General features: G+C 62.4%; 12 protein-coding genes. 7 read left to right on the plus strand and 5 right to left on the minus strand.

What is annotated here, in order from left to right:
• The first annotated feature begins 24 nt into the window (after window positions 1-24).
• On the plus strand, window positions 25-2,046 hold the full coding sequence (locus QMC96_07395; protein ID MDI6876578.1) for a DUF3656 domain-containing protein: 2,022 nt from the start codon (window positions 25-27) through the stop codon (window positions 2,044-2,046).
• 5 nt (window positions 2,047-2,051) lie between these two features.
• Window positions 2,052-2,681, plus strand: a complete 630-nt coding sequence (locus QMC96_07400) for a type I 3-dehydroquinate dehydratase (GenBank protein MDI6876579.1) — start codon at window positions 2,052-2,054, stop codon at window positions 2,679-2,681.
• Window positions 2,682-2,687: 6 nt separating this feature from the next.
• Here the strand turns inward: QMC96_07400 and QMC96_07405 are convergent, their stop codons facing one another.
• The 3 genes from QMC96_07405 to QMC96_07415 all read right to left on the minus strand — a co-directional run bounded on the left by QMC96_07405 (window position 2,688) and on the right by QMC96_07415 (window position 4,295).
• Complete coding sequence (locus QMC96_07405; GenBank protein ID MDI6876580.1) at window positions 2,688-3,032, minus strand: hypothetical protein; 345 nt, start codon at window positions 3,030-3,032, stop codon at window positions 2,688-2,690.
• A gap of 484 nt (window positions 3,033-3,516) precedes the next feature.
• Window positions 3,517-3,900, minus strand: coding sequence for a hypothetical protein (locus tag QMC96_07410; GenBank protein MDI6876581.1), 384 nt, complete (start codon window positions 3,898-3,900; stop codon window positions 3,517-3,519).
• A gap of 176 nt (window positions 3,901-4,076) precedes the next feature.
• Window positions 4,077-4,295, minus strand: a complete 219-nt coding sequence (locus QMC96_07415; protein ID MDI6876582.1) for a hypothetical protein — start codon at window positions 4,293-4,295, stop codon at window positions 4,077-4,079.
• A gap of 73 nt (window positions 4,296-4,368) precedes the next feature.
• On the opposite strand from QMC96_07415, the gene QMC96_07420 reads away from it, so the two are divergent.
• Entirely contained in the window at window positions 4,369-4,668 is a 300-nt protein-coding gene (locus tag QMC96_07420; protein MDI6876583.1) for a hypothetical protein, read from the plus strand.
• Window positions 4,669-4,787: 119 nt separating this feature from the next.
• Here the strand turns inward: QMC96_07420 and QMC96_07425 are convergent, their stop codons facing one another.
• Window positions 4,788-5,732 (minus strand): DNA adenine methylase, encoded by a 945-nt coding sequence (locus QMC96_07425; protein MDI6876584.1) that lies wholly within the window; start codon window positions 5,730-5,732, stop codon window positions 4,788-4,790.
• A gap of 486 nt (window positions 5,733-6,218) precedes the next feature.
• Between QMC96_07425 and QMC96_07430 the strand changes: the two genes are divergently transcribed.
• On the plus strand, window positions 6,219-6,635 hold the full coding sequence (locus tag QMC96_07430) for a MarR family winged helix-turn-helix transcriptional regulator (protein MDI6876585.1): 417 nt from the start codon (window positions 6,219-6,221) through the stop codon (window positions 6,633-6,635).
• Between the two features lie 40 nt (window positions 6,636-6,675).
• Window positions 6,676-9,054, plus strand: coding sequence for an endopeptidase La (gene lon, locus QMC96_07435; GenBank protein MDI6876586.1), 2,379 nt, complete (start codon window positions 6,676-6,678; stop codon window positions 9,052-9,054).
• Window positions 9,055-9,207: 153 nt separating this feature from the next.
• Here the strand turns inward: lon and QMC96_07440 are convergent, their stop codons facing one another.
• Window positions 9,208-9,381, minus strand: coding sequence for a hypothetical protein (locus QMC96_07440; protein MDI6876587.1), 174 nt, complete (start codon window positions 9,379-9,381; stop codon window positions 9,208-9,210).
• Window positions 9,382-9,839: 458 nt separating this feature from the next.
• Between QMC96_07440 and QMC96_07445 the strand changes: the two genes are divergently transcribed.
• Together QMC96_07445 and QMC96_07450 are read left to right on the plus strand one after the other, a co-directional pair.
• A complete protein-coding gene (locus QMC96_07445; protein MDI6876588.1) occupies window positions 9,840-10,052 on the plus strand; it encodes an antitoxin VapB family protein in 213 nt (70 codons plus the stop codon).
• A gap of 291 nt (window positions 10,053-10,343) precedes the next feature.
• Window positions 10,344-10,877, plus strand: a 534-nt coding sequence (locus tag QMC96_07450; GenBank protein ID MDI6876589.1) for a transposase, incomplete at its 3' end; no start/stop codon positions are given.

Here is a 10,877-nt window from a genome sequence, read left to right on the forward strand (position 1 = left end):
GGCGGGAGGAGCGGGAACCGCGGCATGTGCGCCCAGCCCTGCCGGAAGCCCTACACCCTCCTGCGGGGAGCGCAGGATATCTACGGCCGCCCCACCAACCAGGCTCCCGTCGCGCTGCAGGACCGCTACCTCCTCTCGACGCGGGATCTGGAGGTCTACCCCCAGCTCGACAAGATCGTCGAGCTCGGCGTCGTCGCCCTCAAGATCGAGGGACGGATGAGGTCCCCCGAGTACGTGGCCGTCGCCGTGGACATCTACCGCAGAGCGCTCCAGGCGATCGCCGAAGGCCGCTTCGAGCCCTCCGCCGAAGACGAGCGGGACCTGGCGCTGGCGTTCAACCGCGGCTTCAGCGGCGGCTACATCCTGCAGGACACCGTCATGGGGAGGGAGCGGCCGGACAACCGCGGGCTCCATGCCGGGCGAGTGGCGGCCGTCGACCGCTCCCGGCGGGAGATCGGACTCGAGCTGATCGGCGGCGGCATCCGCCCGGAGCGGGGCGACGGGATCGAGGTCGTCCTGAATGGTGGCGGGGGCGGGGGCATCGGCATCGTGCTGCGGAGGGATCCCGTGGAACGGGACGGCCTCCTCTGGCTTCCGATCAGGGGATCGGTGCGGGAGGGGGCCTGCGTCTCCATCACTCGCCGCGCCGATCTGGAGCGGCGGGCCAAGCGGATCGTTGCGGGTCCGGGCCGGAGGGCGCCCCTCCCGATCGATCTGGCGGTGGAGTGGGAGGCGGACGGCACCCCGCTGCTCATCGGCACCTTTACCGGGCCCCGGGGGACGATCGAGGTGCGGCACCGGGGCCACTTCCGCATGGAGCCCGCGGTCAGCCGACCCCTGACCGGAGAGGACGTCAGATCGCACCTGCAGCGCACCGGCGGAACGGGGTTCGCGTTCCGCACGATCACAGTCCGGCATCTCCCTGGCCTCTTCGCCACACCGGGAGACCTGAACCGCCTCCGCCGGGATTTCCTGGAGAAGGCGCGGGAGGCTCTCGTCGCCGCCTGCCTGCCGGACCCATACGAGGTGTCGGCCGCGAAGGTGCGGCTGGACGCGGCTGTCTCCGCTCTCTCCCGAAAGCCGGAGCAGGGAAGAGCGGGCAGGGCGCCCTCCATCGCCTGCTACGTGGACACCCCGGCGTCCGTACAGGCAGCGATCGAGGGCGGGTGCCACCGCATCTACCTGGAGCCCCGCCTCCCCGCCCCGTGCTCGGGAGGGGCGCGGGCTCCGCCTGCGCAGCCTGCGCCGGACGCCGATTCCCTCCTGGCCGCGCTCGGGGAGGCGGCAGAGTCTGCAGCCCGCGCCGGCGCCACGCTATTCTGGAAGTGGCCCCGCATCGCGCGCCGCCGCTTCCTGGACACGGCGCTGCCCCTGATCCCCGTGGCATACGGGCGGGGGGTGTACGGGGTGATGGTGGAGGGGCACGGGCTCGCCCAGGCGGTACGGGAGGCCGGGCCCGGGATGGCCGTATGCGGCGGGGCGGGGCTGAACATCTGGAACCACCGCACGGTCCTGGCGCTCGCGCCGCCGCTGGAGCGCCTGACGCTCTCGCCGGAGCTCTCCGCCGATTCGCTCGCAGTCCTCGTTCAGAGGGCGAGCCAGGCGGCAGGCGCGCCCGCTCTCGAGATCCTGGTGCAGGGGAACCTTGAGGCGATGATCGCGGAGGACTGCCTGCCCTGCACGGCAGGCGCGGTGGAGAGGGCGGGAGGAGAAGCCTGGACCCTTCGCGACGAGCGGAATCGGGAGTTCCCCCTCCTCCTGGATACCGAGTGCCGCACGCGCATCCTCAACGCCGTCGAACTCTGCCTGATCGATCACATGCCCGCGCTCTTCTCCATCGGGCTTGACGGGATCGCCATCGATGCGCGGGGGCGCTCTCCGCGGTACGTCCGCGAGATGACCGCTCTCTACCGAAAGGCAGTTGATGCGGCAGAGAGAAGGGATCATGGCTGGAAGCAGGAGCTCGCCCGCCTCAAAGAGGAGGCGAAACGGATGTCGCTCGGCGGCATCACGGCGGGGCACTTCCTGCGGGGCCTCAAACGGTGAGGTGCATGCAGATCGTCGTATCGCTCCAGAACCCGGAGGATATCGCAGAGGCAGAGCGGCTCGGCGCGGACCTGATCGAGCTGCGGCTGGACCTGATGACGGCGGAAGGGCTGTCGCGGGATCGTCTCCTGGCGGCGAGGGCGCCTCGCATCCTGACGCTCCGCTCCGTCACGGAGGGCGGGCGCTTCGGAGGCAGTCCGGCAGACTGGTTCTCGGCGATCGCCCCCCTGGCCGCGGGAGCGGACTACGTCGATGTGGAGAGGCGGTTTTCGGAGCATGCCGCGGCTATCCGGGACATGGGAAGCCGGATCGTCGCCTCCTGCCACCGCAGGGACATGCCGTCCCCCGGAGAGCTCCGTGAGATCGAGGAGAGCCTGCGGTCCTACGGCGACATCCCCAAGATCGTGGTCAGCCCCGGGAGCGAACGGGACGTGCTCGACCTCCTCTCGTTCACGCTCTCGGCGGAGAAGCCCATCTGCACAGGAGTGATGGGGGCGCGGTACTCCTTCGCACGGGCGATCCTTCCCCTCTTCGGGTCGGCGTGGGCGTACTGCCATATGGGGGCACCGACCGCCTCCGGACAGTTCCACATCCGGGAGATGAGGGAGCTCGCCTCCCTGCTCGAGAGGCGGTAGGAGCCGTTACCCGCACTCCCCGCCGCTCCCGTACGCCGCCCGCACCTTCTCCGCCGCCGCACCGGAGACCTTCTCCCGCAGGACGTCCAGGAGCGCCTCCACATCCTCCGGCGGCATGCAGCCGAGGTTCTCGGAGCCGTCCCCGATCGCCCCGGCGAGGTACTCCAGCTGGGCGGGCGACAGCCGGCGGAGGCGTTCGGCAAAGTCGTGCTCGTCGCGGGCGAAGTGCCGGGACACCGGGGGGAGGACGTTGTGGAACTCCACCTGTGCGCCCATGGAGATCAGTTCCTCCACCTCCGGGGCCAGTATTCCCAGGATCTCGATGTCCCGTTCCGAAAGTTCCCTCGCCATGTCTCCCATTCTCCGGGTGCGGGACGGGGATTTTAATTTTTGGAATCTCGCTGCGGGATCGCGGCAGAGCCGCGCGGCGGATTCGGTTCCGCATCGATCCCGGATCTCCCGGGACAATGCCTGGCCGCCATGTTCCGATGTGGGATGCCCTGGACGTCCTCGGTTGCGATACGGAATCGCGGGTGGATGGCCGCACGGCAGCGAATCCGGAGAGATCGATGCCAGTTCCTTCCGGGAGAATGCCGTCTTGCAGGCACCATGCAGGTATGAGACGGGGCCGAGGGAGCAATCCGGAGGCCGGCCCGACTTCGAGTAGGGACGGCGTCTGCATACCCATCCCGCAGGTTCCGATGCGCGGCTGACATCGTCTCCCGACCGGCATGCGTACCATCCCTCACATCCTCCAGAAGGTATCATGGCGGCAGGCGATCTCTGTCGGCTGCGGCCGGACGGGAAAAGAAAACGGTGTCGGAAAAGAGGGATATTACGGGCTCATCCGCACGATCCGCACGGCGACCACCTCGGGTTCCCCTCCGCTCACGGGGTTGGCGATGGTCAGGCGGGTCTGCCGGTCCAGGCTCACGACATCCCCGCCCACATCGGTCAGCCGTTCGCGGGCAAAAGGTTCCGGCAGCATCTGGATCTTCGCGGATGGATCCGCGGGGAGGATGGAGATGAGATACTTCCCGGCGGTCAGGTCGAACCATGTGGCCGCTCCCGACGCCAGGGTGAGCACCAGGTCGAAGAGCACGCTCCCCTGCGCGGGCAGGATATCGGAGAAGGGTGATGCACTGGACTTTCGGAGGGCGTTGCGGCATGCTAGCGTGCAGATTCCGCAGGCGGCGAGGGTGAGGACGCGGGCATCCATATGGATCATAATTATGACAATTACTATTTATTTATTATTAAATATCTTTTTTAATTTATATGAAATTATTTCCAAAATGGATTTTTATATACTTTTCATCCGGCATTTTACGGTAACTTTGGGATATACTCATGGTCCCGTCACGCGCGACTGCGGGTGTGACTTCCTTTCCCGAGTCAATCCCGGAGACACCGATGCGCCGCATGGAGTCTGTCGATGTAGAGACCGCTCCACCCGGTATAGCCGCAGTAGAAGCAGCCCACTCCTTCGCAGTGGCGGCACTTCCGCGCCGGTTTCTCCACGAGAACGCATCCCTTTTTGTCGCAGTAGGTGCAGCCCGCGCCCTCGCAGTGCGAGCAGGTCACGGAGATATACTCTTTCTTTGTATCGGCCATCTCATCTACCTTTTCCGGAAGACCGGTGCCTGATAGGTTTTTCCCGAACCCTTATATCCCTACCTGAGGTCGCTTGGCGAAGATCGACCCGGCCACAGACATTCCAGGTTCATCCCGTTCTATCATGGGGAATCCTGCACCCGTTGGGCACCGAGCAGCCCGGTACGGCTGGAAGGGTGCTCCGCCCATTTCCTGGAACGATCTGGTTGTCGGGCTGCGTGCAGCTCCGATGAGAGCGCTGATGCCAGGTTCGGGATCGAAGCTTCCGGAGTTGCCGCAAAAGCTGCCGCATCGGCAGAAACCCTTCTTTCCGGATGAGGGGAAATATCCGGACGACTTCATTCACCGCGATCCCGCTGCAATGCAATATTAGTTTGCGGAAGGCTCCTAACCCCCGCCACGCCGTCTGTTATCGCAGAGGGCAGTCCTTCAGGAACGGCTGACAGGATGAACGTCCTATTGTTTCGGCACGGTCCTCTGCATGGAACACAGTCACATCCCCTGCGTCCGATAGTTCGTAATGATCAGTTCGTTGATCTCGCCGCGGCCTCTGCCGTTGCAGTTGATCATCCGCTTTGCGGGCACCCGCTCGATACAATAACCGGAGTAGAGATCGTCAAAGAACGAATCGCCGGGATCCTCGTTCTTCGGATCCGAGTTGCTGAGCATGATCTTCGCGCCGATAGTGTCCAGTTCCCGGAAAAATTCCGCCAGCCTCATCTGATCCCCGTCGGTGAAGCCATGCCTGGAATAATTAGTAAACGACGCTGTCCCGCTCAGCGGGCGGTAGGGGGGATCCAGATAGACGAACGTACTGTTATCGACGAATCGTTTGCATCGTGTGAAATCTCCCAGGATGATGCGAGTCGTCTTCAGGAGTGCCGCCGCATTCCTGAGGTTATCTGCATTGAGGATCTCCGGGTTTTCGTATCGCCCGAACGGGACGTTGAACTCGCCGTTCCTGTTCACGCGGAAGAGACCGTTGTAGCAGGTGCGGTTGAGAAAGACGATCCGGGCGGCTCGTTCGATCCAGTCCGCCTGGTACTTCCGGAAGTTCGTTCGGGATCTCTTCTGGTTGAACTCGCTCCGCACTTCATAGTAGTAAGCCTCCCGCCGGGTGCGGCTCTTCGACAGATACTCCGCCTCGAGGGACTGCAGTTCCTGGACGAGTCTGTCCACGGATCTCTTCACGACGCGGTAGAGCAGCACCAGCTCCTCGTTGGCATCGCAGATGCAGCAGCGCTCGAAAGAAAACCTCCGGTTAAGATAGAAGAATACCGCTCCCCCGCCGACGAACGGTTCGACGTATTGTGCAATTTTCCCTTCCCTCAGTTCGGGGGGGAGACGTGCCGAGATCTCCTGCAGTATCTGCGTCTTGCCGCCCGCCCATTTCAGGAAGGGTCTCGCCTCGGGTCCGGGTCCCGTCCGTTCCGCCATGCTCGGGGGGATCGTGCAGATCTCCTTTCTATTACGTTACCCTTCTGCCATTATAGACTATTGAATCGAACCCGCACGATCCGACCCGGTGCATGCCTGCAGTCTGCAGGATAGTCCGACGCATCGAGCGTGGCACGGGATTCGCGGCACGACCCGTTCCGGCCCCCGGATCCGTCGAGCGGATCACTCCGTCCGGCGATCCCTCTTCTGAGCGGGTCCCGGCGGACGGCAGGGCGATTGAGCGGTCGTGAAGTCCCGCAGCCGGGGTACCTTCTCCCCGAAACGCACCCGGTTCGTTCTCTCCAAATACACCAGGCCTGCCGGATCTCTCGCGCGTCGCTGTCGGACACTCTATCCCTGCCGCAGATCCGCCACGACAGTCGGTGCCCTCTAGCCTATCCCCGCACCGTCCTCGCGGCAGGAGACGATTCCTCATCGCAACCTTAATAGTTAGGTAAAGCCAAACTAACGAGGGATCCACGGGGCATGGCGAGAGAAGAGCATCTGTTCGAACTGATGGACCGCCTGATCCATTTCAGGAACGAGTGCTCCTCCGAGATCTTCTCCGAATGCGGACTGCCGGACATGACCGTGACGCAGATCGGCTACCTGAAGGCCATCGCCCGCCACGGCGACGTGACATTCAGCAGACTCGCCGAGATCACCCGCCACTCCAAGCCCACGATCTCGGAGACGATCAGCAGGTTCGTGCGGATGGAGTGCGTCTACAAGGAGAAGTCGCCCGAGGACGGACGGATCGCCTACATCCGCCTGACCGAGAAAGGGCGGCTGATCGCAGACGCAGAACAGAAGGCGTTGAATCGGGTCGTCGAGAGAATTGTACAATCCCTGGACGAGAAAGAGCTGGATCTCCTGGTCGAGATCCTGAAGAAGGTCAGATGATCCTGACCATACGGTAGAATTCGTACCAACTGGTATTCCCATGCAGCAGACGGAATCAAAAGAAGTGATTGTCATACCGCTCTTCGAGACCGTGGTCTACCCGAAGAGCCGCACGAAGTTCCAGGTCGACAGAGCCACCGGGGATCTCCTGCTCGCCGAGATGAAGAGGACCGGGTCGGCGTACGCCGTCGGGCTGACGATAAAGAGCGGCGTCCAGCCGTCGGAGATCTCTCTCGACGACCTGTACAGAGTGGGGAACCTGTTCGAGATCGCGCATGTCCACCCCGCGGAGAACGGCTACGTGATCGGTGCGCAGGCGGTCCTGCGGGTCAGAGTCACGAACCTCTCCGAACAGGAGGGTCTGGTCTACGCAGAATGCGATCCGCTGCCGGATCTGCCGGACATCGACGAGGAGACCCGGGCCGGCATCCTGGCAGAGATCAAAAAGACGATCCGCGAGATCAGCGGCCGCTTCCAGGGCTCCGAACAGTTCACCCGCCCCCTCGACTCGATGGACTCCATCGACCAGGTCATCGGGTTTGTGATGCCGTTCATGCCGGTGGACCTGGCGGAGAAGCAGGAGATCCTGGAGACGGTGTCCGTTCGGGCACGCTACCGGGCGTTCCTGGATCTCCTGACGAAGGTGAAGGAGGGTATCGAGATCCGCCTCGAGGTGGCGAAGAAGGTCTCCGAGAAGGTGAACAGGGCGAACCGCGAGGCGATGCTGCGGGAGCAGCTGAGGGTGATCCAGGAGGAGCTCAACGAGGGCGAGGTCGCCTCCGGCGACGGGGGATACCGCGAGCGGATCGAGCGCTCGGAGATGCCCGACGAGGTGCGGAAGAAGGCGTTTGCCGAGCTGAAGAAGCTCGAGTCGAGCGGCAGCCAGCACCATGAGAGTCCGGGCATCCGCAACTACCTGGATCTGCTGCTCGACCTGCCCTGGACGATCGCGGAGAAGAAGAGCATCGACATCGCGGAGGCCCGCCGCGTGCTCGAGAGCAACCACAACGGGCTCGAGAAGGTAAAAGAGCGGATCATCCAGCATCTGGCGGTCATGAAGCTGAAAGAGGAGAAGCAGGGCTCGATCCTCCTCTTCGTGGGCCCTCCCGGCACGGGCAAGACGAGTCTCGGGAAGAGCATCGCCGATGCTCTCGGGCGGAAGTACGTGCGGATCAGCCTGGGCGGGATCAAGGACGAGGCGGAGATCCGCGGGCACCGCAGAACCTACGTCGGCTCCCTGCCCGGTCGGATCATCCAGGGGATGAAGAAGGCCGGGACGAAGAACCCCGTCTTCATCCTGGACGAGATCGACAAGCTCGCCTACTCCAACCAGGGGGACCCCGCGAGCGCCCTTCTCGAGGTGCTCGATCCCGAGCAGAACAGCACGTTCACGGACCACTACCTGGAGGTCCCCTACGACCTCTCCGATGTGCTCTTCATCGCCACGGCGAACACGCTCGCCACCATCCCGCCACCGCTCCTGGACCGCATGGAGCTGATCGAGATCTCGGGCTACACCCGCAGCGAGAAGTTCGCCATCGCACGGGACCATCTGCTGCCCAGGACCCTGGAGGAGCACGGCCTGGACGCGGACAAACTGCGGATCGAGGACGAGGCCCTGCTCGCGATCATCGATAAGTATACTCGCGAGGCCGGTGTGCGGGCGCTCAAGAAGCAGCTGGCCTGCACGGCACGCTACGTCTCCGAGAAGATCGTGTCCGGCAAAGCCGACCTGCCCTTTGTGGTGACGGCAGAAATGCTCCCCGAGATCCTGGGCAAAGAGCCGGTCCGCCAGGACATGGCCCGCAGGGAGAACCCGCCCGGCGTCGTCACGGGGCTCGCCTGGACGCCGGTCGGCGGGGACATCCTCTTCATCGAGTGTACGTTCATGCCCGGCAAGGGCAAGCTCATGCTCACCGGCCAGCTCGGGGAGGTGATGAAGGAGTCGGCGCAGATCTCGCTCTCCCTCATCCGCTCGCGGCTGGCACATCTGGCAGCCGGGTTCGACTACTTCGCCAGCGACATCCACATCCACGTGCCATCGGGAGCGACGCCGAAGGACGGGCCGTCGGCGGGCGTTACGCTGTTTGCGGCCCTGGCATCCCTCATCACCGGCATAGCCGTCGACCCGAAGATCGCCATGACCGGCGAGGTGACACTGAGTGGCGCCGTGCTGCCGGTGGGCGGGATCAAGGAGAAGGTGCTTGCAGCGCACCGGGCCGGCATCCAGAAGGTGATCCTGCCGAAGGAGAACGTGCGGGACCTCGACGACGTGCCCGAGGACGTGCGGGGCGAGCTCGCGTTCGTGCCGGTGGAGACGATCGAGGAGGTCTTGAAAGAGGCCCTGGGCATCGATCTGCCGGCGGGGCCTGTCGTGCCGTATTCCGGCAACCGCTGCGTGCCGGCGCATAACCTGTGAACGCTGACAGGTCCGCGAACGGGAAACGCCCCCCACAGCGACCGGGGCTATCTTCGGCGACTTCACTCTTTTTTACTCTCCCTGCATTTCTCCAATCGGAGGGCATGGCGGAGAATAGCGGTGATGGTGGCGTCGGTCAGATGCTCCTTATGCCTATACCATGACAAGAAAGTGGGCTGCAGTGGGAATGAGTGCCAGGAGGAATGTAGCAGATAGTGGAAGCGGCAGGTAGCCGCTCACGATGAGAAGCCCGATGGCGATGAACGAAAATCCGTATACAGCAACGGACCGCCACAGTTCCTCCCTGACGATATAATCGATTTTCATGGATCCACCACAGGCGAAGAGCGAATTCCTATTTGAACACCAATCGGGATTATTCCGTATTCGACGGTCTGGACCGCGGTCGTATCGCGAGGCATCCAAAGGCAACGCCTACGGCGGTCCCGACGGCGATAACCCGGTCCACGCTTCCCTCAATGACATAACTGATTCCGCTGCTGGTGAGAAATGCGACGAGTCCAAATACAAGTGCTCTCCAGAAGACGTCCATTCTGCCCATATTATTGCTCTTTGATTACAACTGATTCAAATCTTTTTGAAGATACTTTCTCGAATCCCCGTAATCCCCGAGATTCTTGCAATATACACGAAATAGAGTGCCTTCATGACCTGATACCCATAAAAAATGGTTTTACTTCTGCTCTCCTGGGGAAAGTCCAGGAGTGATTCTTCCCCTGCTTACAGGCAAATTTTATTTTTATCGTGTATGAATGCACAAATACGTGAAAACAATCGCCGTCCAAGACGAGACCTATCATGCTCTCCTGACGCTGAAGGAGGACCGGGACTCTATCAGCGACGTGATCGATAGGCTCGTCACAAAACGGATAGGCAGCATCCGGCAGTTCGCAGGAGGCCTGAAGGACTCAAAGAATCTCGATAAACGCAGGGCCGCCACAGAAGAGATCCGGCGGTCGGGGAAGGCGAGAGTGTGATCGTTCTCGACACGTCGTTCCTGATAGACCATGCCAGGGATGAACGGCTGGAGGGCCTCCTTCCTGCCGAAGAGGAACCGGTGATAACGATCATCTCGTAATACGAAATTAACCCCCTCCACAAACCATACTAAAATCGAATTGCGATTAATTCCTGGATCTATGAACGGGGCGAGATTCTGTTTCCTCGAATACAAGTACACACGGGAACATCTCAGTTAATGAAAATAACCAGATAAAAACCGTAAAATTGATCGTACTCGGCGGGGAATACATGATTGTGGTGCAAAAATGTACTCCCCGCTTATAGTGGACCGGGAGGAGCCAAAATGGTTCCTCTTTGCTCAGGTCATGCAGATTCTCTCCAGCCGCCGGTCCCGCCAGGAACTCGCGAAACAGGGGATCACCCCGGTACCGATGGCAGAGTCTGCGATCAAGATCCTCCTGCTATCCCTCTACTTCTCCGTTGATCTGGCCTCTACAATCCGGGAGCTCACCGCCCGGCGGAAACTCCGCCGGTTCACGGGAATCCACGAGGTTCCGACGGTGGATGCGCTCTCCCGCTTCCTCAGCCGGTTCCAGGAGGAGCAGTTCCTCGCCCTGATCACCGGGCTGCTGAACGCCGGCGGTAGCCGTCGGAGGCGGCGGGGACGGAACACCTTCCTCATCGACGGAACCGACATCCCGCTCGACCTGAACTGGTTCCGGCGGAGCTTCACCAAGGAGCAGCTCAAAGACCGAGACTACCGCTGGGGCTATTCTCCAACGCACGGCCACTACATCGGATACAAGCTCACGATGGTCCTCCGCTATCCGGACCTTCGT

The organism is Methanomicrobiales archaeon, assembly GCA_030019205.1.
Classification (GTDB): domain Archaea; phylum Halobacteriota; class Methanomicrobia; order Methanomicrobiales; family JACTUA01; genus JASEFH01.

Coding starts and splice junctions, on each gene's coding strand:
- lon (MDI6876586.1), top strand. CDS start 6,676: ATGCAGCAGACGGAATCAAAAGAAGTGATTGTCATACCGCTCTTCGAG.
- QMC96_07415 (MDI6876582.1), bottom strand. CDS start 4,295: ATGGCCGATACAAAGAAAGAGTATATCTCCGTGACCTGCTCGCACTGC.
- QMC96_07440 (MDI6876587.1), bottom strand. CDS start 9,381: ATGAAAATCGATTATATCGTCAGGGAGGAACTGTGGCGGTCCGTTGCT.
- QMC96_07430 (MDI6876585.1), top strand. CDS start 6,219: ATGGCGAGAGAAGAGCATCTGTTCGAACTGATGGACCGCCTGATCCAT.
- QMC96_07395 (MDI6876578.1), top strand. CDS start 25: ATGTGCGCCCAGCCCTGCCGGAAGCCCTACACCCTCCTGCGGGGAGCG.
- QMC96_07400 (MDI6876579.1), top strand. CDS start 2,052: ATGCAGATCGTCGTATCGCTCCAGAACCCGGAGGATATCGCAGAGGCA.
- QMC96_07425 (MDI6876584.1), bottom strand. CDS start 5,732: ATGGCGGAACGGACGGGACCCGGACCCGAGGCGAGACCCTTCCTGAAA.
- QMC96_07405 (MDI6876580.1), bottom strand. CDS start 3,032: ATGGCGAGGGAACTTTCGGAACGGGACATCGAGATCCTGGGAATACTG.
- QMC96_07410 (MDI6876581.1), bottom strand. CDS start 3,900: ATGGATGCCCGCGTCCTCACCCTCGCCGCCTGCGGAATCTGCACGCTA.